The 22,185-nt window shown below is 75.4% G+C and carries 19 protein-coding genes; 10 read left to right on the top strand and 9 right to left on the bottom strand.

Going from position 1 to position 22,185, the window contains the following annotated elements; translation table 11 throughout:
- Positions 1-128: 128 nt before the first annotated feature.
- The gene (locus SMD11_RS35610; RefSeq protein WP_159395415.1) at positions 129-494 is read right to left on the bottom strand and encodes a DUF6233 domain-containing protein; all 366 of its coding nucleotides are present in this window, start codon (positions 492-494) and stop codon (positions 129-131) included.
- Between the two features lie 313 nt (positions 495-807).
- On the opposite strand from SMD11_RS35610, the gene SMD11_RS31545 reads away from it, so the two are divergent.
- Positions 808-1,509, top strand: a complete 702-nt coding sequence (locus tag SMD11_RS31545; RefSeq protein ID WP_159395414.1) for an SAM-dependent methyltransferase — start codon at positions 808-810, stop codon at positions 1,507-1,509.
- Positions 1,506-2,252, top strand: a complete 747-nt coding sequence (locus SMD11_RS31540; protein ID WP_234366253.1) for a class I SAM-dependent methyltransferase — start codon at positions 1,506-1,508, stop codon at positions 2,250-2,252. Before SMD11_RS31545 ends, SMD11_RS31540 begins: the two co-directional genes overlap by 4 nt.
- A 92-nt stretch (positions 2,253-2,344) precedes the next feature.
- On the opposite strand, the gene SMD11_RS31535 is transcribed toward SMD11_RS31540, so the two are convergent.
- Complete coding sequence (locus SMD11_RS31535) at positions 2,345-2,995, bottom strand: NAD(P)H-dependent oxidoreductase (RefSeq protein WP_159395413.1); 651 nt, start codon at positions 2,993-2,995, stop codon at positions 2,345-2,347.
- A 32-nt stretch (positions 2,996-3,027) separates the two neighbouring features.
- Positions 3,028-4,509: an MFS transporter gene (locus SMD11_RS31530; protein ID WP_234366252.1), complete on the bottom strand. Its 1,482-nt coding sequence runs from the start codon at positions 4,507-4,509 to the stop codon at positions 3,028-3,030.
- A 109-nt stretch (positions 4,510-4,618) separates the two neighbouring features.
- On the opposite strand from SMD11_RS31530, the gene SMD11_RS31525 reads away from it, so the two are divergent.
- A complete protein-coding gene (locus SMD11_RS31525; RefSeq protein ID WP_087929684.1) occupies positions 4,619-5,275 on the top strand; it encodes a TetR/AcrR family transcriptional regulator in 657 nt (218 codons plus the stop codon).
- Between the two features lie 250 nt (positions 5,276-5,525).
- The gene (locus tag SMD11_RS31520) at positions 5,526-6,818 is read left to right on the top strand and encodes a wax ester/triacylglycerol synthase domain-containing protein (RefSeq protein ID WP_159395412.1); all 1,293 of its coding nucleotides are present in this window, start codon (positions 5,526-5,528) and stop codon (positions 6,816-6,818) included.
- Positions 6,819-6,853: 35 nt separating this feature from the next.
- Here the strand turns inward: SMD11_RS31520 and SMD11_RS31515 are convergent, their stop codons facing one another.
- On the bottom strand, positions 6,854-7,819 hold the full coding sequence (locus SMD11_RS31515) for an isopenicillin N synthase family dioxygenase (RefSeq protein ID WP_087929682.1): 966 nt from the start codon (positions 7,817-7,819) through the stop codon (positions 6,854-6,856).
- 7 nt (positions 7,820-7,826) lie between these two features.
- Complete coding sequence (locus SMD11_RS31510) at positions 7,827-8,546, bottom strand: MBL fold metallo-hydrolase (RefSeq protein ID WP_087929681.1); 720 nt, start codon at positions 8,544-8,546, stop codon at positions 7,827-7,829.
- Positions 8,547-9,139: 593 nt separating this feature from the next.
- Here SMD11_RS31510 and SMD11_RS31505 point away from each other — a divergent pair.
- The 4 genes from SMD11_RS31505 to SMD11_RS31490 all read left to right on the top strand — a co-directional run bounded on the left by SMD11_RS31505 (position 9,140) and on the right by SMD11_RS31490 (position 11,381).
- Positions 9,140-9,523 (top strand): hypothetical protein, encoded by a 384-nt coding sequence (locus tag SMD11_RS31505; RefSeq protein WP_087929680.1) that lies wholly within the window; start codon positions 9,140-9,142, stop codon positions 9,521-9,523.
- Entirely contained in the window at positions 9,520-10,440 is a 921-nt protein-coding gene (locus SMD11_RS31500; protein ID WP_234366251.1) for a transcriptional regulator, read from the top strand. Before SMD11_RS31505 ends, SMD11_RS31500 begins: the two co-directional genes overlap by 4 nt.
- Before the next feature lie 91 nt (positions 10,441-10,531).
- Positions 10,532-10,924, top strand: coding sequence for a roadblock/LC7 domain-containing protein (locus SMD11_RS31495; protein ID WP_234366250.1), 393 nt, complete (start codon positions 10,532-10,534; stop codon positions 10,922-10,924).
- Between the two features lie 82 nt (positions 10,925-11,006).
- Positions 11,007-11,381 carry a hypothetical protein gene (locus SMD11_RS31490; RefSeq protein WP_087929679.1) on the top strand — a complete coding sequence of 125 codons (375 nt, stop codon included), beginning with the start codon at positions 11,007-11,009 and terminating at the stop codon, positions 11,379-11,381.
- Between the two features lie 27 nt (positions 11,382-11,408).
- Here the strand turns inward: SMD11_RS31490 and SMD11_RS31485 are convergent, their stop codons facing one another.
- From SMD11_RS31485 to SMD11_RS31470, 4 genes are all read right to left on the bottom strand, one after another.
- A complete protein-coding gene (locus tag SMD11_RS31485) occupies positions 11,409-13,220 on the bottom strand; it encodes an ABC transporter ATP-binding protein (protein WP_234366502.1) in 1,812 nt (603 codons plus the stop codon).
- 287 nt (positions 13,221-13,507) lie between these two features.
- A complete protein-coding gene (locus SMD11_RS35605; RefSeq protein ID WP_087929677.1) occupies positions 13,508-14,326 on the bottom strand; it encodes a hypothetical protein in 819 nt (272 codons plus the stop codon).
- Between the two features lie 32 nt (positions 14,327-14,358).
- The gene (locus SMD11_RS31475) at positions 14,359-18,948 is read right to left on the bottom strand and encodes a tetratricopeptide repeat protein (RefSeq protein ID WP_087929676.1); all 4,590 of its coding nucleotides are present in this window, start codon (positions 18,946-18,948) and stop codon (positions 14,359-14,361) included.
- A 6-nt stretch (positions 18,949-18,954) separates the two neighbouring features.
- Entirely contained in the window at positions 18,955-19,281 is a 327-nt protein-coding gene (locus tag SMD11_RS31470) for a CU044_2847 family protein (protein ID WP_087929675.1), read from the bottom strand.
- Between the two features lie 263 nt (positions 19,282-19,544).
- On the opposite strand from SMD11_RS31470, the gene SMD11_RS31465 reads away from it, so the two are divergent.
- Both SMD11_RS31465 and SMD11_RS31460 read left to right on the top strand, forming a co-directional pair.
- Positions 19,545-20,636, top strand: coding sequence for a hypothetical protein (locus SMD11_RS31465; protein ID WP_087929674.1), 1,092 nt, complete (start codon positions 19,545-19,547; stop codon positions 20,634-20,636).
- A gap of 600 nt (positions 20,637-21,236) precedes the next feature.
- Entirely contained in the window at positions 21,237-22,037 is an 801-nt protein-coding gene (locus tag SMD11_RS31460) for a hypothetical protein (RefSeq protein WP_087929673.1), read from the top strand.
- Positions 22,038-22,185: the final 148 nt, after the last annotated feature.

Here is a 22,185-nt window from a genome sequence, read left to right as displayed (position 1 = left end):
GCGGGCCTGTTCCCCGCCCGCCCCTTCCCGCCGTGTGCGGGGCTCCGCCCCGGACCCTGGTCCTCAGTCTCCCCCTGCCACCGCAGGGGGAGACTGAGGACACCGCGCGTCACCACGGAACGCCACGCCTACACCGCCGGCGTAAGGAACCGTTCCGGCAGGCACGCGTCGCACGCCCCCGCCTCCCCCGCCAGCAGCGCCTGCCGCGCCTGCGCCGTCGTCATCGTCTTCTCGTCGCCCTTCGGCACCCAGCACCCCGCGTGGTGCAGCTCCAGCAGCGGGCGGCCCGACCGGCAGTGCTCGGTCATCGGCCAGCGGGCGTGCTCCAGATCGGGCCGGTACGGGGCGCCTGTGGTGGCCGGTTCGTCCTCGTAGAGGTCCTCCGTGAGGTATTGGAGGACGGCGCCGCGGACCCAGTCGCGCGGAGCCATGCCCGCTTCCTCGGCTGCCGCCGTGATGAGGGCGAGTTCGTCGTGGCTGAAGAGCTGCTCCATGTCGCGGGACGGTAGCAGCGGCGCGGGGCCGGTGGGGCGGGGTCGCGCGGCTTGCCCCGACCCGGCATATGCCCCTGTTCGGCGGGCCCGCCGGGACACCAGGAGTCCGCCCGACGCTCCGGGCCCCCGGGCCGGTTCCCGGCGGGCGGAGAGTTCCCCCGAAAGAGGGCCATCGTCCGGTTCCCCCGGCGGAGTTGACGACCTCTTCCCCGGCACCGGGGAGCCGCTCCCCGCCCGTCCTACGATGCCGGGAACCGGCCCTTCACCCCTTGCGCCGGCCCGTCCGCACGTGCTCCCCGACAGGAGGCCCAGCATGGACACCAGCCACCCGATAGCCGACCGGTACACGGTCGCGCGCACCCGGGCGACCCCCTTCGACGAGGCCGGCTACGACGCCGTCCTGCGCCGCGACTTCCACGACCACTACGCCGGCGGCCGCGACCTGTGGACCGGCGAGGAGGCCATGCGCCGCGTCCCCGGGCTGCTGATGGACGTGCTCGGCGGGCCCGGCGGCGCGCGGGTGCTCGACCTCGGCACCGGGCACGGCCGCGACGCCGAACTCCTGCTGGCCGGCGGGCACCGGGTGACCGGCGTCGACATCGTCGCCTCGCCCGCCTGGGAGATCATCTCCGTCGAGTGGCCCGGCCGCGCCCGCTTCCTGGCCACGGCCGTGCTCGACCTGCCGGGCGCCGCGGAGTACGAGGCGGTGCTGGACAACGGCTGCTTCCACCACCAACACCCCGGCGCCTACGGCCCGTACCTGCGCCGGATCCACGAACTGCTCTGCCCCGACGGCCTGTTCGCCCTCTCGGTCTTCCACGCCGCGGACGGCGCCGGCGGCCTGTACGCCAACGAGGGCGACCGCCTGTACCGGGAGTTCACGGTGGCGGAGCTCACCGCCCTCGTCGGCGCGCACGGTTTCGCGCCCGTCGCCACGCACCGGGTGCCCCGGGCCGTCGAGGGCCTCGCCTACCTCGTCGGGATATTCCGCCGGGTGGCGGGGGACGGCCGGTGACCGGGGGCGGCACGACGCAGTACGACGGCATCGGAGAGGTCTACGAGGGCTTCAAGGCGCTGCCCCTGGCCCGCCACCCCGAGCGGGGCAGCTTCCTCGGCATGCTCGGCGACGTGCGCGGCGCCTCGGTCCTGGACCTGGCCTGCGGCACCGGCTTCTACACCCGGCAGGTCCGCCGGCTCGGGGCCGCGGAGGTCCTGGGCGTCGACGTGTCGGGCGAGATGGTGGCGGCCGCGCGGGCGATCGAGGAACGGGCCCCGCTCGGCGTGCGTTACGCGGTCGCCGACGCGGCCCGGCTGCCGGCCTTCGAGCGCCCCTTCGACGCCGCGACCGCCGTCTACCTCCTCAACTACGCGCGGGACGCGGCGGAGATGACGCGCATGTGCCGCGCCGTGCACCGCGTCCTGCGGCCCGGCGGGGCCTTCCACGTCCTCACCCAGGCCCCCGGCTTCCGCTTCGACGGTCCGCCGACCGCGAAGTACGGCTTCCGCTACGAGGCGGTCGGGCACGGCCCGATCGGCCCGAAGGCGCGCATCACGGCCCTCCTCGAACCGCCCGTCTCCTTCGTCACCCACTACCCGCGCCGCGAGGTGTACGAGGAGGCGCTGGCGACGGCGGGGTTCGGCGGGGTGACGTGGGTGCCGATGTCCGTGCCGGAGGAAGGGGTGCGGGAGTTCGGGGCGGAGTTCTGGGCGGACTTCCTGGCGAATCCGCCGCTGGCGATGCTGCGTTGCCACGCGTAGCGCGGCCCTGCCCGTACCCCGTCCACCGGCGGGGCCCCGGCCGGGCAGGGGCGGGGCGGGCCGGGGTAACGCCCCCGTCCGCCCCGCCGCGTTCAGAGCGGCCACGGCCGGTCCCCGCCCGCGGGTGGCGCCCCCGCGTTCCGGCGGACCTCCGCCGCCGTCCGCTGCAAGTGGAACAGCGACCGCACGGCCGCCCCGGGATCGTCGATGGACACCCGCCCGTCCTCCGTCCCGCGCAGCGCCCGGTCCGCCCGCCCGATCACCGTGCGCGGCCCCACCACCGTGGCACCGGCGCTCCAGAGCATCCGCTCCACCTCGCAGTACGGGTCCGTGGAAGTACCGGCGTCGTGGGTGGTGGTCATGACGGCCACCGGCCTGCCGGCCAGCGGTGAGCTCTCGGCCGGCCAGCTCAGCCAGTCCAGCAGGGTGCGCAGCGACGCGGGCGGCACGGCGTCCGACTCGGGCGCGGTGACCACGAGGCCGTCGGCGAGCGCGGCCATCTGCCGCAGCGCGTAGGCCACGGGGTGCGAGGCGACGGGGGCGGCGCCGGGCCGCGCCAGTACGGACGGTGTCGCGCTGACGACCAGCCGGAGGCCCGAGGCGCCGGGCACCGAGAGGGCCCTGAGCAGAAGGTCTCCGAAAGGGTCGTCCTCGGCCGGTGCGCTCAGTCCGAGCAGCAGCACGTTCTCCACGGCGGGTGTCCCTTCCTGGTCGGGCGGTGGTTCCGGCTGTGGTTCCGGCACCGGCTCCGGTCCTGCCCCCGTCTCCCCGCCCGTCACCGCGCCGGCGCCGGGCGCAGCCGCCGCGAGAGGAGGACGCCGGCGAGGGCCAGCGCCGCGGTGAGGACGAAGGTGCACACGAGGGCGAGCTCGGTCGTCGAACCGTGGTGGTGCGCCATGGCGATGGCCGCGCCGCCGAGGCCGGCGATCAGGCCGGTGGCGAGGGTCTGGGCGAGCTGGAGCGAGCCGCTGACGAGGCCCTGCTGCTCGGCGGGGGTCTGCTCCAGGGTGTCGGTGGTGGCGGCGTTGAACGCGATGCCCATGCCGATGCCGCCGACCGCCCAGCCGGCCACGGCGACGAGGGCGGGGATCGCCGTGACGAGGACGGCCAGGGCCATGACCACCACGCCGGCGAGGAGGACGGCGAAGCCGAGGGTGACGCTGCCGGTCCGGCCGCGCTCGCGGCCGTCGGTCCGCGCCTGGTAGGCGGAGCCGAGCACCCAGGTGATGGCGCCGGCGGAGAGGCCGAGGCCGGCCATGGCGGGGCTCACGCCGCGCAGTTCCTGGAGGCCGAGCGGGAGGAAGGCCTCGCTGCCGAAGTAGACGGCGCACAGCAGGAACCTGATGCCGATGCCGGCGCCGATGCCCGCGCGGAGGCCGAGCGTGCCGGCCGGGGTGACCTGACGCAGCGTCGGCACGGCGACGGCCACGCCGAGGACGGCGAGCGGGATCAGCAGGGCGAGGTTCTTCAGCAGGAGCGCCTGGAGGAGCAGGGCGGTGCCGGCGGTGAGGAGGACGCTGGCGGCGAGCGGGCCCTTCCACCAGGGGCCGTCGGGTGCGGCAGGAGCGGCGGCCGCCGGTCCCCCGGCGCGGCTCATCCGGCGCAGGCCGGGCAGAGTGAGCGCGGCGGCGACGGCGATCAGCGGCAGCATGAGCAGGAAGACGCCGCGCCAGCTGGTGTGTTCGGCGAGGGTGCCGGCGATGACCGGGCCGATGAGCGAGGGGACGGTCCAGGCGGAGGAGAGCAGGGCGAACATCCGCGCCCGCAGGTGTTCGGGGTAGGCGAGGCCGATGACGGTGTAGGCCATGCTCATCACCGCGCCGACGCCGAGGCCCTGGAGGGCCCGGCCGAGCAGGAAGAGCGGCCAGGACGCGGCCGCTCCGGCCACGGCGCAGCCCACCGCGAAGACGGCCATGCCGACGGCCATGGACCGCTCGGGGCCGTGCCGGTCGGCGGAGCGGCCGGCGACCACGGTGCCGATGATGTTGGCGAGCATCAGGGCGGACAGGCCCCAGCCGTAGGCGCCGAGCCCGTTCAGGTTCCGGGCGATGTCGGGCAGCACGGTGGCCACGCCGAGCGATTCGAAGGCGACCATGCTCACCGACAGGATCACTCCGACGGTCAGGGCCCGGTACGCCCCGGAGAAGACGCTCTCCGCGGCGGCGGGCGGGCCGGCGGCGGGTGGCGCGGCGGGCCGTACCTCCATGACCTGGTTGACATCCTGCTCCACGACGACCTCCTGGGACTGCGCTTCCACGGGCGTTTTCGCGAGGTTCCCCTCGGCGTTCCCCCTCAGGGTTCCCACCTCGGGAGATTTTCATTCCGTTCCGGAACGGAATGTATCTCAGCCTACCTATACTGGCCGCATGGTGAACACCCCGAACAGCGCCCTGGCCGCATCGCGCGAGTCCGGCCGGCAGCGCGCCGGCAGGCCCCGGGACGAGCGCATCGACGCGGCGGTGCCCGCCGCGGTGATGGAGATCCTGGGCGAGTCGGGCTACGGCAGCCTCACGCTGGAGGCGGTGGCCGCGCGGGCGGGCACCAGCAAGCCCGCGCTGCGCCGCCGCTGGCGCTCCCGGCAGCACCTCGTCGTGGACGCGCTCGTGACCACGGTGGGCACCACACCGACCCCCGACACCGGCTGCACGCACTGCGACCTCATCGCCGGGATCGCCACGCTCAGCCACTCCTTCGGCAACCCCCTGGGCCGGCGGGTGCTCCCCGCCCTGATCGCCGACCTCGCCGACACCCCGGACCTGGAGCGCGCGTTCCTGGAGAAGTTCTTCCACACCCGCAGGGCCTCGACCGCCGAGGCCCTGCGGCGCGGCATCGAGCGGGGCGACATCCGGCCCGACGCCGACATCGACCTGCTCCTCGACATGCTGGCCTCGACCACCTACTACCGCGTCCTGTTCGGGCACCTGCCGGTGACGGCGACCCTGGCCGAGGAGGTCGTCGGGGTGGTGCTGCGAGGCGTGGCCACGGCCGAGTGGCGGTGCCTCCACGCCGACGGCCCGCGCTGACCGGACGTCAGCGGGCGTACGGGCGGGGCGCCACCGGGACCGCCCGCGGTGGCCACGCCGGACGGCGGTACGCCCCCGGCACCTCTCGCACCCGCCGGGCGGCGTACCCGCGCGTACCGACCGGAAACGATCTGTCTGCGGCATGCCCGGAGCACTACCTTCCGGGCATGCCCCTCGCCTGCGCACTCCATGTCCCCGAGGCGGTCGAACGGCCGCGCGAAGCCGGGCCCGTGCCCGCTCCGGACCACCGATGACCGTTCCGTCCCGGACCCCGTCCCACCTGGCCGCCCCCTCCCTCACCGACCGGGCCATGCGCGCCTTCCCCGTGCACCACCCCGACTCCCGGCTGCGCATAGGAGCCCTGCTCCAGCTGCTCGGCACCGCGCCCCGCCGCGAACACCTGCGCGACCACATCTTCGAACGGCTGACCGCGCTGCCGGCCCTGACCCATTTCCTGGCCGACGCGGGCACCCGCTGGGAGGCGGCCCGGTACCCCGATCCGGCCACCCATGTGGTCGACCATCCGCTGCCGCCCGGCGCCGGGGAACTGGACCGCGCCGTCCAGATGCTCCTGCGCGAACCACTGCCCGAGGGCGTGCCGCCATGGCGGATCTGGCTGCTCCACGGCCACGCCCCGGGGACGTACGCCGTGCTCTACCTCGTGCACCACACCGTGCAGGACGGGGCCGGCATGCTGCACACCCTGGAAACCCTCTTCACCCCGCACGGTGTCCCCGACGAACGGTCGTCCGCGGTGTTCCCCGGGCTGCGCGACGCCCCGGCCCCGACGCCGCGCGACCGCCTCCACGCCCTGGCGGCCACGGTGCGCGCGACCCGCCGGACGGAGATGTGGGACTCCGCACGGCACCCGCTGTCCGCCCGGCGCACCTTCCGCTGGGCCAGGGTCCCGGCCGCGTCCCTGCGCACGATCGCCCGTACCGGCGGGGGCAGTTCCAACGACGCCTATCTCGCCACCGTGGCCCACGCGGTGCAGGGCTGGTCGGCGGAGCACTGGCCGCCCGCGCACCGCTCCCCGGAGCTGGCGCTGACCATGCCCACCAACATCCGCCGCCCGGAGGAGGCGAGCGCGCCGGGCAACCGGACGGCGATGGTCCGGGTCGTGCTGCCGGGTGGCGACGTCCCCCTGACGGCGCGTCTGGAAGGTGCCATGAGGGAGACCGCGCCGCTGAGGTCGCGGCGGCACCGCGAGGCCCTGCGCCGCGCCGCCGCCGGGCCCCGCCTCCCCTCGTGGGTGCTGCGCCGCATGACGCGGACCCTCGCCGCGGACCCGGCCCACGCCGCGGTCGGCGTCTCGGGGCTCGTCGCCCGGCACGCCCTCGGGTTCGGCGCGGATCCGGTGATCTCGGTGATGCCGGTCGGCTGCCTGCCCGAGGGCAGCCCGATGGGCGTCCTCATGCTCACCTACCGGGGCACCTCCACGGCCTGCTTCATGGCGGACCGTGCCCTGCCCGGCCTGGACGCCCTGCACCTCCGCTGGCAGCGGGCCGTCCGGTGCCACGCCACGGGCGCCGCCGACGGCTGACGGCCGGGTGCGCCCGGGCCTCCCCGGCGGCGCGGTCAGCCGACGCTGATGGCGCGGAGCTTCTCCCGCAGGTACAGGTGGGAATCGACCGGCTCGTGCGCGACCCGCCCGACCGGGGCGGGCAGCGAGGCGACGCGCGTGCCGGGGTCGCACTCGTAGAAGTACACCAGGGAGATCAGCTCCTCGGTGGGCGCGTCGGCCGGCGGCGGGAGCACCCGGTGCCGGCCGGAGCGCCACCGGTCGCCGGTCCAGCGGGCCATCAGGTCACCGATGTTCACGGTGAGGGCCTCCGGGTCGTAGGGGGCGTCCTGCCAGCCGTCCTCGTCCGTGTGGACCTGGAGCCCGCCCTTGCCCCGCTGGCGGTCGAGCAGGGTGACCGTGCCGAAGTCGGTGTGCGGCCCGATGCGGAACTGACCGGGCAGCGGGGCTCCCACGACCTCGGTGCCGGGGTACCAGTTGAGGTTGAACCCCCAGGTGGGGTGGGACGTGTGGCGGGTGAAGAGGTCCGGGGGCTGCCGGAGGGCGGTGGCGAGGAGGACGAGCAGCTCGTCGGCGAGGGCGCGCGTCCGGGCGAGGTACTCCGTCACCAGCGGCTCCAGGTCCGGCACTTCGGCGGGCCAGACGTTCGGCCGGAACCACTCGGCGTCGACCGCGGCGTCCCCGGTGGGCTCCTCGGCCGCGCAGGACCACGACTCCTTGAGGTCGGGCGGGCTCTCGGTGCCCTCCGCGTAGGCGTTGGCCTCCGCCCCGGGCCCGAGCCAGCCGCGGCCGCCGACCGCGACCGCGTAGGGCCGCTTGACGGCGGCCGGCAGCCGGAAGAAGGCGCGGGCGGCGTCCCGGACGGCCGACCGCAGCGAGGGGTCGATCCCATGACCGGTGACGAGCAGGAAGCCCGCCGACCTCAGCGCCTCGTCGACCTCAGCGGCGACGCGTGCGCGCACCGCCGGGTCCCCGGACCGCCAGGGTCCGAGGTCGATCACGGGAATCCGGGCTCCGGTCATCTCGGCCTCACCTCCGCTGCGATGCGGTGAACCGTACCTCGTAGGCGTCGGCGAGGTCGCGCAGCGCCTGGGGGCAGTCGCCGGTGTACGACGGGCCGTGCATCAGGCCGAGAGCGGCCGGGGCGAGGCCGGCGAGCCGGCGCATGGTGGGGGCGGTGTCGGCCGTGAGGCAGGAGGCACCGAAGACGTCCTCGGCGGCGAGCGCCGGGCCGACGATCTCCGACTCGGTCAGGGCGGGGGCGTCGCCGACCCGGGTGAAGAGGTCACCGCACAGGAGGGTGCCCGTCGTCTCCTCGAACAGCAGCCCGGCGTCCCAGCCGTGCGGCACGTGCGGGGTCGCGAGGTAGCGCACCCGCTTCCCGCCGAGGTCGAGCACCTCGCCGTCGTCGAGCGGCCTCGGCGGCCGGTCGGCCATGTCGTTGACGGACACGAGGCAGCCCATCGCGCCGTGCGCGACCTCGGCGCGCGGGGCGTCGGCCAGCCAGGAGTTCATCGCGCCGCACTCGTCGGCCTCGACGTGCCCGAAGGTGAGCCAGCGGAGACCCGCCACCGGGGTGACCCGCGCGACCGCGTCGGACACCAGCGGGAACAGCGTGCGCAGCCCGCAGTGGAAGAGCAGCGGCTCCTCGGCGTCGATCAGGAACTGGTTGAACAGGAAGTCCGCGTCGCTGATGTACGTGGAGAGCCGGTAGACGTCCGGCGCGATCTCCGTGACCGTCGTTTCCATGGGCACCGCCTTTCTGCCGTGGTGCCCAGTGTGGGGCGGGCGGGGCCGCGTTCGCGGGGGCGGCGCGGGGGGTTCCGGATCCTGGGGTGGCTGGCGGGCCGTTTTCGCTCCGACGGGCTAGGGGGCGGTGGGTTCTTCCCCCGGTCCCGCCCCTTCCCGATACCGGAGGCCGCGCCCCCGGACCCCTGCCGCGCTCCGCGCGGTGTCCTCAAGCGCCGGACGGGCTGGATGTGCCCGGTTCCGGGCGGCAACTCAGCCCGTCTGGGGGCACCTCCCAGCGGTAGCTGGGGGAGCTTGAGGACCGGGGCCCGGGGCTGAGCCCCGCACGCGGCGGAGCCGCACATCGGATGCAGCGGGAAGGGGCGGGGCCGGGGAAAGATCCACCAGACCGCGGCGCCGCATGTTCCCACACCCCTTCCTATGCCGAATGAATTTGCCAAAAACCGCCTCACCCGGTTCCGTTTTCGATTACCTTCCGTCGCAGCCGACACGCCGTTGGTAGCCGCCACAGGCGGCCCGTGTCCGCAGCAGAGTCCGCAACAGTCATGAGCAGCCACGGCGGCACGCCTCGTCGTGGGGCTGGAGAGGTCCGAGTGTCCGGTATAGACGCGTGCTTATCCGAGGCCATGGCGATCCCCGGGGTCCGGGGGGCGAGCCTGGTGGACTGGACCAGTGGTCTGACCCTGGGCGCGGCGGGCGACGGGCCGAACCGCGACCACGAGACCGCAGCGGCCGAGGCCGCCGAACTGGCCCGGCTCGCCTTCGAGAACAGCGCGTTCACGCGCGCGACGGAGGACGCCGGGCCCGTGGAGGACCTCATCGTCACCGCGCGCGGCAGCTACCACCTGATCCGCTTCGTGGAGACGTCCTTCGACAGCAGCGTCTTCCTCTACCTCTGGCTCGACCGCGCCGAGGCCAACCTCGCGATGGCCCGCTTCCGGCTCCAGGGGCTCACCGCCGGACTGGTCCTGCCGTGACCGCCGACACCCGGACGGCGCCCCTGCCGCACGCGGCGGGAGGGACCCCCGCACCCTCGGCGCCACCCGCCGGGGCCACCGCCCTGGGCCGGCTGGCGGACGAGCGGGCCACCGGCGCGCTGCACGGCCCCGTCGGCGCGCTCTACCTGGCCGACGGCGCGGTCGTGCACGCGGAGAGCCCGGCCGCCCCCGACGTCGGCCGGCGGCTCACCGCCGGCGGCCGGCTGTCGCCGGAGACCTGGGAGGAGGCCGTCTCCCGGGGCGGCCCGGGGTACCGGGCCGGGGGCTTCCTCGTCGAGCACGGCCGGCTGAGCCGCGGCGAGCTCGAACTGTGCCACCTCAGCGCCCTGTTCGACGCGGCCTTCTTCGTCCTCTGCCCGCTGGAGGCGGACCGCCGGCCCCCGGAGCGGTTCCTGCGCGAGGCACGGCACTGGCTCGGCCCGGTGCGCCCGGTCCCGGTGGCCGCCGTCCAGCGGGAAGTGCGCCGCCGCCGCGAGCTCCTGGAACGGGCCTGGCCCTGCCCGGCGGTCGACGCCGCGCCGGTCGTGCCCGTACCGGACGCCGCCCGGCGGTGGGGGCCCGGCACCGACCCGGCCTGCGGCCGCCGGGCCGTGCTGGAGGCCGCGGACGGCAGGCGCACCCCGGTGCAGATCGCCCGGGTGCTCGGGCGGTCCGCCTTCGCCACGCTCCTGGACGTACGGCGCCTGGCGGCGCAGGGGCTGATCCGCACCCCGGCGGGCCCCGGCCCGTCCGGGGGCTCCCCGCGGGACCCGGAACCGGCGGGCCCCGCGAAGGCCGGCGCGGAGCCCGTGGCGGCGGGTCGCGGAGCCGGTTCCGGATCCGGACCCGATGCCGGTGCCGGCACCCCGGAGCTCTCCCTGCTCTACAGGATCCGCGACGCCTTGGAGGCGCTGTGACCGTGCCGTACCGCAGCCGGAACTCCCGTCAGGTCCCCCCGATCCCATGATGAGACGCGCCTTGAGACAGTTCACCGGAAGGAGACAGCCGATGACGGCCGTGCCCGAAGTGCTCACCGAGCTCCAGGGGTTACGCGTACGCGTCCCGCACCTGACCGGGGCGCTGGTGGCGAGCACCGACGGCCTGGTGATCGCCCACCATGTCAGCGACATGGAGCCCGACGGGGTGGCCGCCCTCACCGCCGCCGCGCTGGGCGTCGGCTCACGGCTGACCGACGCCGTGGGCCACGGGGACTTCCGCGAGCTGCTCGTACGCGGCGAGAACGGTTACGTGGCCACCTACGCCGCCGGCGCCTCGTGCGTCCTCACGCTGCTGGCGTCGGCGGACGCCAACGTCGGGCGGCTGAACCTGGAGGCCCGCAGGGCGGGCGCCCGGGTCGCGGAACTCGTGGAGAGCGCGCTGGAACGCCGGCGCGAGACCTGACCCGGCGCCCGTACGCACCTCCCTTGCCCCCTGTTCCTTTCCCTTCCTCACTCCATCACCTCTCTACGAAAGCGGGATTCCCATGGCGAACACCGAAGCCGCCCTCCAGGACGCGATGACGTCGATCGAGGGCGCCATCGGGGTGGCCCTCGTCGACTACGGCAGCGGCATGGCCCTCGGCACCCTCGGCGGGGCCCAGGGGCTCGACCTGAACGTCGCGGCGGCCGGGAACACCGATGTGGTGCGGGCCAAGCTGCGGGCGATGGAGATGCTCAACATCCAGGACAGCATCGAGGACATCCTCATCACCCTCGGGTCGCAGTACCACCTGATACGGCTGCTGACGGGCCGGGGCGGGAAGGGTCTCTTCCTCTACCTCGTCCTGGACGCCAAGCGGGCCAACCTGGCGATGGCGCGCCACCAGCTCAAGCGGATCGAGGCGGACCTGGAGGTCTGACGGCCCCCGGCCCCGCCCGGAACCGTCTCAGGGGCCGCCGCGGTGGGGCGTTCCGGCGGGTCGCGCCGGAACGCCCCGGTCGTTCTGGAGCTCCCACAGCTCCCGGAAGAGCCCTTCGGCGGCGACGAGTTCGCCGAAGGTCCCCTGCTGGACGACCCGGCCGTGGTCGAGGACGACGATGCGGTCCGCGACCGCGACGTTCGCCAGCCGGTGGGTGACCAGGACGACCGCGCGGTCCCGCGCGACCTCGCGCAGCCCGGTGAAGATGCGGTGCTCGGCGCGGGCGTCGAGGGCGCTGGTGGGCTCGTCCATCACGAGGAGACCGGCCCGCCGGTAGAAGGCGCGGGCGATGGCGACGCGCTGCCACTGCCCTCCGGAGAGGTCCACTCCGCCGAACCACTCGCGGGCCAGGAGGGTGTCGAGGCCGCTGCGGAGCCCGTGGACGACTTCGTCCGCGCCCGCGTGCGAGGCCGCCAGCAGGACGGCGTCGTCACCGCCGCCGTGCGGCTGACCGAGCGTGATGTTCTCGCGGGCGGACATCGGCCAGCGCGCGTAGTCCTGCGGCACCACGGCGGTGCGCCGCCACAGCGCCTGCGGCTCGAAGGCGCTGATGTCCGCCTCGTCCCAGGTGACGCGGCCCTCGGTGGGCAGGTAGAGGCCGGCCAGGAGCTTGCTGAGCGTGGTCTTCCCCGAGCCGTTCTCCCCCACCAGGGCCAGTACCTCACCTCGGCGCACCTCCAGGCCGACCTTCTCCAGGGCCGGGCGGTCCGCGCCGGGGTAGCAGTAGGTGAGCCCCTCGGCCCGGACGGCCAGCGGGCTCGCGGGGGCCTCGCCGCCACGCCGCATCCGGTGGCCGCCGGCCTCCTCGATGAACTCCGCCCAGTCGTCGAGGTACAGCCCGGTGCGGAACAGCCGCGTGCCGTAGCCGACCATCCCGCGCAGCGACGAACCGACCGTCCGCAGCGCGAAGACCGCCGTGCCGGCCGAGGCGACCGACATGTGCCCGGAGCCGAGCAGCAGCGCCAGCGCCACCCATACGAGCCCGGAGGCCACCCCGCCGGCCAGCGAGCCCACCAGGGCGTACCGCGCGCCCTGGTGCACGGCCTTGTCGGTCGCGCTGTCGATGCGGTCGCCGATCGCGCGGTAGCGGCCGAGCAGGAAGGCGGCCATCGTGCCGGAGCGCAGCTGGTCGGCGAACAGCTTGTCGGTCGCGTACCAGCGCAGGTGGCTGAGCACCCGGCGGTCGCCGCTCAGCGCCCGCGAGGTGAGGTAGTGGACGCGGGCGCCCTTCACGCTCGCGATGCCCTGCGGGAGCGTGGCCAGCACGAGCAGCGGGAGCAGCGCCGGGTGCAGGAGCGTCACCACGCCGGCGGCGGCGACCAGGGAGGCGACGCAGGCGATGAGGTCCTGCGACTCGGTGAGCAGGTCCTGGGCGACGTCCGCGCCCCGGTCGGCGGCCTCGCGCTTGTCGTTGAAGCCGGGGTGGTCGTAGGCGGCGAGCTCGGCGTTGATCGCCGCGTCGAGCATCTGCATCTCCGCCTCGCGCGAGATGCGCGGGGCCAGCCGGCTGGAGATGTTCTGCACGGCGATGCCGAGCAGCGCGCGGGTCCCGACCGCGGCGGCGAGCACCACGAGGGAGGGCAGCGCCTCCACGAGCCGGTCCTGGATGTGGCCCGAGGTGATCAGCGCGGTGATCGTCCGGGTGGTGGCCAGCAGCCCGAACGCCTCGAAGACCCCGGACAGGATCTGGCAGCTCAGCAGCGCGACCACGGCGCGCCGGTCCACGCGCCAGGCCAGGGACAGCGCCTTGCGGACGAGCCGGGGCAGGCGGCGGCTCATCGACCGTGCGGTCAGCGGTGTCTTCTCGAACACCGTGAGGGTGGGGGAACGGAACCGTAATTCCTCCGCGGGCGTTCCGGTGGCGTCGGCGGCCAAGTTGTCCCTCCCGGTGGCTGGGCGAGTGGCGGCATGAGCGGTTGCACGATGCCGTACGGCCTGCCGGAACCGGGTATGAAAAGCAGCAATCCACTCAAACGTGGGTCCTCCGTGTAAAGCGGAGGGAAGGGGGACCATGCCGGTGGAGGGGGTGGGAGAACGAGGCCGCCGTGACCGGCGGGTCGGCGGGGTCAGTGGGGGCAGTCGTCGATCACGATGTGGATGGCGGCGGGGGCCGGTTGTCCGGGTGCCTCCTCCGTGGGGCCGGGGCCGGGGCCGGGGCCGGGGCCGGGGAACGGCCGGGCCTTCAGCACCTCCGCGGCGATGCTGTGGTAGAGCTTCCACGCGAGAGCCCGGCTTCCCGGATCGGTGGAGTCCTCGCTGATCCTCCGTTCCAGCACGGTGGCCACGGCGAGCAGGCTCGGCCCGGAGACGGCCACCTGCACGGCCGACTCCTTCTCCTCCACCTTGCCGGGGACCCTGAAGTGCGTTTCACGGCCGGCCTGTTCGACGACGAAGGCCCAGGTGTCGCGGTGGCAGACGAGGGTCGCGGCGCTGACACCGGCCGCCGCTCGCAGCAGCTTCCGGTGGTCGATCCGCTCCTCTTCCTCCGGCTCCCCCGGCAGGCCGGACCCGTCATCCCTACGCTCGGGGGGCCGCTGGTCCCGTTCCCGCGGTCCCGTTCCGGCGACCGGCCGCGGACCGGGAGGCTGTGGGCCGAGAGGCAGGGGCCCGGGAGGCCGCGAGCGGTGGGTCTCCCACTGCTCCTCCATCCGGCGCAGGCGGTCGTGGGCCGCCTCCGTCCTCGCCGCCAGGTCCACGAGGTCCCGGTGCGCGGCGGCCACCTCGGTGTGCACCTGGCCGACGAGGTCCTGTAACCGCTTCAGCTCCGCGCCCAAGGTGTCGCGGTGATGCTGGAGCGCCTCATGGGTCTTGAGCCGCAATTCCTTGTGCAGCGAGGCGATCGCTTCCCGCAACGCCTCGTCGTCCCTCTTCCCCCCACCGAACATCCCGTCCCCTTTCTGACGTGACCATGGCCGTGTCAGGAGGGTTCCTCCCCGTGCTCCTGACCCGTGATGCGGTCGGGAGAGGGCGTGCGGGGGCGATTCGACGCCTCCGCCAGGTCCTCCGGAAGCGCCCCGGCGGCCGGATCCGGCGCGTGACCCGCCTCGCGCGCCGCCTGTCCGGCCCTCTCCAGCCAGTACCGTGCCTCGCCGGGCTGTCCCTCGCCGTACGCGACCTGGGCCAGCAGGACGAGCAGGGGTGCGGGCAGACCCGGCTCCCGGGACACCGGGGGCGGAGGGGACGGCGGCGAGGGCGGCGGGGGCTGTGGGGCCGAGGACGGCTCGACGACCGGCGCCGGTCCGGCCACCGGCTCCCGTACCGGCACCGGCTCCATCCCGGCCACCGGCTCCGATTCCCGCTCCCGCTCCGGCCCCGCCCCCAAGGACGCCCGGGTCTCCCCCAGCGCCACGCGCGCCGCGGCCACCACCGTCGCGTCATCCGTCTCCACGGCCTGCCCGAACCACGCGCGCGCCTCGGCGTGCGCGCCCTCGTCCGCCGCCAGGCGGCCCAGGAGCAGCAGCGCCTGCGGCCGTTCCTCCTGGTCCGCGGAGCGCGCGAGCGGCACCAGGACCGCCTTCGCCTCCTCGTACCTCTCCAGCCGGGCCAGCGCGCTGCCGAGGTAGCGCCGCGCCAGGTGCTCGGCCGGCGGGTCGCCGGCCGCCATGGCCTCACGCAGGGCGCTCTCCAACAACGGGAGCGCCTCGGCGAATTCGCGGTGGGCGAGCCTCGCCATGCCGAGGCCGGCCCGGGCCCGGGGCACGACCTCCGCGTCGCCCAGGTCGAGGGCGCGGGCGAGGTACTGCTCGGCGGCCCAGATCTCGCCGGCGTCCAGGAGCTCCATGCCGCAGCCCAGGAGGACGGCCGGCAGGTCGTCGGCCTCCTCGGGGGTCAGCGGCTCGTCGAACATCTCCAGTGCGGCTCCGGTGTCCCCTCGGTTCAGCCGGACCGCCCCCAGGTGGGCCTTGGCCAGGGGGGCCAGGTCGGCGGCGACCGCGCTGCCGGAGGCGAGGACCGCCTCGAAGAGGTGCTCGGCCTCGGCCAGGTCGGGGGCGTCGGCCGCCATCTTCCCCAGCTGGAGCCGGGCGATGTCCACGGCCTCCGGCGAGTCCGAGGCGGCGGCCGACTCCAGCAGCTCGCGGCCGGCCACCGGGTTCCCCTGGTGCACGCGGAGCTGGCCGAGGAAGCAGCGGGCGAGCGGGGAGAGGAAGGACTCCGCCTCCACCTCCGTGACCAGCAGGGCCTCGGCCTCGTCGATCTTCTCGGGGACGTCGCTGTCCAGCAGCATCAGCGCGAGGTCGATCCGCGCCACCCGCGACCAGTGCGGGTGCCCGGAGCCGATGGCCCGGCCGTACGCGGCCTCCGCGCCGCCGTGGTCGCCCCGGCGGGCGAGGAGGTCGCCGAGCAGATCGGCCGCGCGCGGGGCGTGGTCGGCCTCGGCCGAATCCGCGATCTCCTGGAGCGCCCCGCGCGCCCGCTCGTCGCCGCACACCACGAGCATCATGGCCAGGTCGAGCCGGGCGAGCGGGGCCCACACGGGGTGCCGCGAGCCGATCGCCCGGCGGTACGCGCCCTCCGCGCCGGCCCACTCCCCCTGTGCCGCGAGGGCGTCGCCGAGCAGATCGGCGGCGCGCGCCGACTGTTCGGGGTGGCCGGACCGGGCGACCTCGGTGAGCACGCGCGCCGCGCGCTCGTGGTCGCCGTCCGCCGTCCAGACGGCCCCCAGGTCCACCCGGGCCAGCAGGGCCCAGCTCTCGTGCCCGGAGTCGGCCACCCGCCGGAGCTCGGCGGCGGCGCCCTCCCGGTCCCCGTCCGTCGCGAGGAGCAGGGCCAGCTGGTGCCGGGCGCGCAGGGACTGCGCCAGGTCGCTGTGGTCCGCGACCCGTTCCAGGGCGGCCCGGCCCCGCTCCTTGTCGCCCTGGACCCACAGCATCCAGCCGGCGGTGATCTGGGCGTTCTGCGCGGCGAAGACGAACGGGGAGGCGGCCGCGGCCTCGACCAGCGGGCGTGCCAGGTCGAACTCCCCCTGCTGGGCGAGGAGCCGGCCGAGGCCGTCCTGTGCCAGGGGCAGGACCATCGGGTTCGCGGAGGCCAGCGCCGACTCCAGCAGCGTACGGGCGCGGTCCAGCTCGCCCCGGTCGAGGAGCAGCGCGCTGAGGTTCACCTGGGCCAGCGGCACGGCCTGGGAGAGTGCCGAGTCGCGCACCGCCCGGGGCAGGGTGATGGGTCCGGGCGGCTCGCCGCGTGGCCGCGGGGCGGGTTCGGTCGTACGGGACGTCGCGTCGGCCGGGCGGGACAGGGGTGGTGAGGGCGGGTCCTCGGGGGCCGTCCCCGGTTTGCCCTTGGCGGCCGCGCGCGGCGCGGACATCTCGCCCCGCCGGAGCAGCAGGCCGCCGAGGTTCGCCTCGGCCAGCGGCACGCTCTGCGGGTCACCGGAGGCCAGGGCGCTCTCCAGCAGGCCGCGGGCGCGCTCCGGTTCGCCCTGTTCGATGAGCAGGCCGCCGAGCCCGGCCTGGGCCAGCGGCACGGCCTGGGGGTGGTGGGAGGCGAGGGCCAGCTCCAGTTGGTGGCAGGCCTCCTCGCACCGGCCGAGCAGGTTCAGCACGGCGGCGAGGTCGACCTGGGCGAGCGGGACGACGTCGGCGCGGCCGGACCCGGCGGCCTCCTCCAGCAGCGCCCGGGCCCGTGCGACGTCCAGTGCGTTCAGCGCGACCTCGCCCAGCAGGAGCGACGCCCAGGCCACGACGTCTCCGTCGCCGCTGTCGTGGGCGCGTTCCAGGGCGAGGACCGCGATGTCGCCCTGTTCGCGGGTGAACGCGGCGAAGGCCACGCCGAGCAGGTCGCCCGTCGGCACGGTGGCCACCGCGTGCCGCCAGGCGTGGTCCGGGACGGCCGTGGGCTCGGGGACGGGCCGGTGGTCGAGGTAGCCGGGCAGGTAGGCGAACGCACGGTAGGAGGGCTCCGTCCCGCCCGGGAACTGGCCCAGGAGGGTGATGCTCCCGGCGACGGGCCGCATCGCCCAGGCGAGGCCGGTACGGAACGCCTCGTCCGTCAGGACCCGGTGCGGCGGGGCGGCGGCGCGGTAGCCGGCGGCGAGCGCGCGGAGCGTGCTCTCGGTGAGGGGCGCCCCGCAGCCCATGCGCTGCCAGTCGACGGCGGCGCGGACGACCGCCCAGCCGTCGGGGCAGCCTTCCCGGCCGCCGTTGTAGGTCTCCTCCAGGAGCGGGGCGGCGACCATGCGCTCGCCGATGCCGCGGTCGGTGAAGTCCTCGTCCTCGTAGAGGCGGCGGGCCTCCGGGAGGTCCTCCTCGTGGAAGAGCCGGGAGAGCTCGATCCGGGTGGCCCGGCCGAGGACCGTGCGGGCGGTGCGGCTGACCTCGTCCTTCGCCGAGAGGACCCGGGTGAGCCGCTCGGAGGTGAGGGTGGCGACCACCGTCACGGGCGGGTCGAGCCGGGCGAAGCCGCCCAGGACCTTGAGGTCGACGCCGCCGGGCTGGAGGTAGTCGTCGAGGTCGTCCAGCCAGAGCACGGCGCGGTCCCCGCCGGTCGGCAGCCGCAGCCGGGCCAGCGCGCCGGGGGCGGACGGGGTGCGGTCGGGCACCACGAGCCGGGCCTCCGGGAGGCGGCGGCGCAGCAGCTCGATCAGGGTGCGGGACTTGCCCGCCTTGGAGTCGCCGGTGACCAGGATGAAGGGGGCGGAGGCCAGCGCGCGGTCGAGCAGGGCGTCCTCGCGCCGCCGGGGGGCGTACGGCGGGTCGGGGTCGCGGTCGAGGTCCTTGGAGGGGGTGACGCCGATGTCGTAGAAACGGATCTCGCGGATCTTCGGGAGCTGTCCGTCGGCGCGCAGCGGCAGTTCCAGGAGGCTTTCCAGGCGGTCCTGCCGGTCCTGTTCCGCCTGCCTCTCCCGGCGTTCGGCGGCTTCCGGCCGGCGGATCAGTGCGGTGAGGGGCGGCCAGTAGTGGGCGAGCCTCTCGACCGGGATGGCGTAGCCGGTCCTCGGGTCCCGTTTCTCGCCCGGCCTGTCACGGGTGACGACGATGCCGATGACGCCTTCGAGCGTCATGTCCCATACCGGTGATCCGGAGAATCCGGGGGCGATTTCCTGGCCCAGCGCGGAACCGGCCTGGAGTTGTATCCATTCCGTTTCCGCAGGGCCTACGCACCGCCCGTCCGTCGACACGCCGCCCCATTTGTGAGTGCCTTCGGGATATCCGTAGGCGTGGAAGGTGTGGCCCCATATGCCGTCCTGGGTGGACACCAGGGGCGCGGGGCGCGCCTCGGGCGGCAGGGGGCCGCGCAGTTCGAGGACGGCCACGTCGCCCGTCCAGTCGCGGCTGTCCTGGGGGTGCCAGCCGCCCTCGGCCACGACCGCGGGGACGGGGTCCGCGGCGGTGTGCTGGAAGCGGACGTAGACCGGTCCGTCAGGGGGTTCCCTGCGGCCCCGGGGCACGGTGACATGGGCGCAGGTGATCACGTGCCGGTCCGTGACCAGCACTCCCACGCCGTTCGGGGCGCCGTCGCGGGTGCGCCGGACGCCGACGACCCAGGGCAGCCGCTCCCACGGCACCACGGCCGGTCACCCGGCGCCGGTGCCGGCGCGCCGCCAGCCGAGCCTGACGTTGAAGTGGCCCTCCGTCGCGGACTTGGCCACCACGACGCCCGCCTCGGCGTTGAGCTTGATGCCGAATTCGATGTCGTACTCGTCGGGGGCCAGTTGGCGCAGCAGTCCGAGCAGTGCCTCGATCGCGGGTTTGCTGCCGGAGAGGATCTGGTCCAGGCGCCTGCCCGCGGTCAGCAGTCCTTCGTCGTCGCGGGCGACATTCTCCAGGCCGGGCGCGGTGTCCTCGACCTCGACAATCATGGACGAGCCGTCCTGCGTCTCGAAGCGCACGAGATCGCTCATCGCCGTTCCCCCGTTTCCCCCGTCGAACGGAACGGGATCGATTCTAGGGCTCGCCGCCCGATATTCCTCCGGGTGTGCCGTCATCTCCCGGGAAACTTACGGAAGATGAGGGTCCGGGTTAACCTGGGCGCGTGTTCCTGGGAATGGACGTCAGGACGGGAACGGTCGCGATACGCGACGCGGACGGCGCGCGTTTTTCGGAATGCGCCCCCTATGGGATGGCGGCATACGTCCGCGAGCACGCGGAAAGAGCGGCGAACGGGATGGCCGGTGCCGTGATCGCCGTACCGGAGGAATGGTGCGCGGAAAGCGGCTGCGCGCGGCGGGAGGCGCTTTTCGCCGAACTCTCCGCCGTGCCGGTTCCCGTGCCGCGATTCGTACCCGCCGCGGTCGCCGTCCTGGCCGGCTCGGCCGGGCCGGCTCCCGTGGACGGCCCGGTCGAACGGCTGGTCTGCGACATCGGGCCGGAGCGGGTCGGCGTCACGCTCTGCCGCGTCTCCGGTGCGCCGGGGGCTCCGGGCGCCGTCGTCGAGCATGCCGACTCGGCGACCGCCGGCCCGGCCGGGGTGCCGCGCGAGGGCGGCCCCGCCGCCCACGCCCTGGCCCACCGGAGGGCGGGCGGCGATCTCGCGCGGAGGGCCGAGCTCCTGCTGGCCCGGGCCCTGGTCCTGCCGCGCTACCGGGACGCTCCCCTGCACCCGGCCGACGGCCCTCCCACGTCACCGGCCGTGACGGCCGGTCAGGCGATCGACGCCTTCGCCCCCGTGGCGGACGCCCTGCGGGCCGCCGGCGCCGCCCTGTCGGCCCGGTGCTCCCCCCACGCCGGCGCCCCGGACCGGGTCGTCGTCACCGGCGCGCTGGCCGCGCACCCGCTCGCCCGGCACGCCGTGGACCGGTGTCTGCCGGCCATGTGGGGGGCACCGCGCGTCGACGTCCCGGCGCCCGGCGCGGCGGCGGCCGGGGCCCTGCTGATCGCCGAGGGGGCCGTCCGGGCCCCCGAACCGGCGCCGCACACGCTCGGCCTGCCGGCCCATGAGATCCGCCGGGGCCGGCTGGTCGCCCGCCGGATCCCCCTCACCGAGGCCGGTTCCCCGGCGCCCCTGACGGTGACGGCCGACGGGGTCCCGGTGGTCGTCGAGATCCCACGGGCCGAGGAGTTCAGGCTCCGCGTGGAGGTCCAGGAGTACGGGCGCGGGGCCCGCCGCGCCCTCACCCCGCCCTGCGCCGCACCGCCTGCGGGCAAGTACCACGTGGGACTGCACCCGGTGCGGCACGGGTTCGGTGTGCTCGTCCTCCGCCCGGTCGGCGGGGGCGAGGCGGCACTGGTCCCGCTGGGCGCGCCGGCCGGCGGGTGAGTCGCGGGAAACAGCGAGGGAGGCGGACCTGTGCCGGATCGGGTGGAGGAAGCGAAGGAAGGGCTCGCCACGGCGCTGGCCCAGGACGGCGACCTGGGGGCGCTGCACGCCCTGCGCTGGGCGCTGGTCTGGTCGGCGCGGGCCATGGGAAGACTGCCGGACGGAGGCCCGGAGGGAGACGGCGGGACAGAACGCGATGAGCGGGCGAGCGGCCTGCCGACGCGGGCCGCCGTCCCGCCGCACACGGTGACTGCGCGAGAGGCCGCGGACCTGGCGGAAGGTCATGCGAGCCCGCAGCCGGAGGCCCCGGGGACAGCCGGGAAGCGGACGGGGTCTACGGAAGGCCGGCCGCCGGAAGAGGCCCCGCGAGAGGCCGAGGCCCCGACGGGATCCCGTGCGAGCCGGCTTCTCGAAGCCGGGAGGCGGACAGGGCCCGAGGGAAGCAGGCCGCCGGGAGACGCCGCGGGGAAGGCCGCGGAACCGACCGGACCCCGTGGGCCAGGTTCGGCGTCGACGCCGAGCCGGTCCTCCGCCGAGGCCCTGGAAGACCCCGGGGAGCCCGCCCGGCCCGCGGGGCCGTCCGCGCGCTGTCTCGAAGCGGTGTTCCTTCTCGACGACGCGCTCACCGAGGCCGAGGGCGTGTCGCGGGCGGCCGGGCCGCTGCTGGCGGCGGCGCGGCCGGGCCCGTCCACCGAGGCGTACCTGCGGGACAGGGAGCGCGAGCTCGGCGAGGTGAAGCGGCGGACTGCCGCCGCCCGCGCGGACTTCGACAGCCTCGCCGAGGCCGAGGAGGAGCTCCGCGGCCGGCTGGCGGAGCACGCGGCCCTGCGGGAGCGCGTCGCCGAACTCCGCCGTCTGGAACGGCTGATCGAGGCCCTCGACGCGCTCGCCGGCCAGCGTGCCGCCGTCGCGGAGCGGCTGGCCTTCCTCCGGTCCCGCGCCGACGGGACCGAGGAGGCGGTGGCCGAAGGCTGCGCGGAACTGCTGCGGCTCACCCAGGACCAGCTGGCCCTTCTCGCGCCCCGGGCCCGTACGGCGCTGGAGGCTGCCGCGGCCGCGCAGGCGGAACTCGCCTTCGAGGAGGGCCGACTGGCGTGTTCGGAGGCGCGGCTCGCCACGGTGTCCGCCCGCCTGGCGGAGGTCGGCGTCCTGCACCGGGAGCGCGTGGCGGCCCTGTCCGCCCGTACCCGGGCCGACCGGGAGCTGGCCGACGCGCTGGCGTCGCTGCCGGAGCCCTGGAAAGGCGCGTACGCGGGCGGCGGCGACGGCACGGCCCCGGAGCGGGCCCGCGCGCTCCTCGACGGTGTCGAGGAGCGGCTGCGGGACGTGGAGGAGGCGCTGCGGCGGGCACTGGACGAGGAGGAGGGAACGCCGATGCCCGGCCGGACGGTCCTCTCCTGACGCGACGAGGGGCCGGGCGGGGCCCCGGCACGCTGAACTCCGGGCCGGGTCGACCGGCGGCCCGGGGCGGCCGGGACCCCGCCACGGCGAGCCCCCGGGCGGGGCATCTGACGGCCCGATCAACCGAGACCCCGGCACGGTGAACTCC

It is taken from the genome of Streptomyces albireticuli (assembly GCF_002192455.1).
GTDB classification, from domain to species: domain Bacteria; phylum Actinomycetota; class Actinomycetes; order Streptomycetales; family Streptomycetaceae; genus Streptomyces; species Streptomyces albireticuli_B.
This window is presented reverse-complemented; position numbering and strand designations above follow the sequence as displayed.

Bases quoted from the DNA above. Each gene is read 5' to 3' on its own strand.
- SMD11_RS35610 (WP_159395415.1), bottom strand. From the start codon at position 494: ATGGAGCAGCTCTTCAGCCACGACGAACTCGCCCTCATCACGGCGGCA.
- SMD11_RS31545 (WP_159395414.1), top strand. From the start codon at position 808: ATGGACACCAGCCACCCGATAGCCGACCGGTACACGGTCGCGCGCACC.
- SMD11_RS31525 (WP_087929684.1), top strand. From the start codon at position 4,619: ATGGTGAACACCCCGAACAGCGCCCTGGCCGCATCGCGCGAGTCCGGC.
- SMD11_RS31520 (WP_159395412.1), top strand. From the start codon at position 5,526: ATGACCGTTCCGTCCCGGACCCCGTCCCACCTGGCCGCCCCCTCCCTC.
- SMD11_RS31515 (WP_087929682.1), bottom strand. From the start codon at position 7,819: ATGACCGGAGCCCGGATTCCCGTGATCGACCTCGGACCCTGGCGGTCC.
- SMD11_RS31510 (WP_087929681.1), bottom strand. From the start codon at position 8,546: ATGGAAACGACGGTCACGGAGATCGCGCCGGACGTCTACCGGCTCTCC.
- SMD11_RS31495 (WP_234366250.1), top strand. From the start codon at position 10,532: ATGACGGCCGTGCCCGAAGTGCTCACCGAGCTCCAGGGGTTACGCGTA.
- SMD11_RS31490 (WP_087929679.1), top strand. From the start codon at position 11,007: ATGGCGAACACCGAAGCCGCCCTCCAGGACGCGATGACGTCGATCGAG.
- SMD11_RS31485 (WP_234366502.1), bottom strand. From the start codon at position 13,220: ATGAGCCGCCGCCTGCCCCGGCTCGTCCGCAAGGCGCTGTCCCTGGCC.
- SMD11_RS35605 (WP_087929677.1), bottom strand. From the start codon at position 14,326: ATGTTCGGTGGGGGGAAGAGGGACGACGAGGCGTTGCGGGAAGCGATC.
- SMD11_RS31470 (WP_087929675.1), bottom strand. From the start codon at position 19,281: ATGAGCGATCTCGTGCGCTTCGAGACGCAGGACGGCTCGTCCATGATT.
- SMD11_RS31465 (WP_087929674.1), top strand. From the start codon at position 19,545: ATGGCCGGTGCCGTGATCGCCGTACCGGAGGAATGGTGCGCGGAAAGC.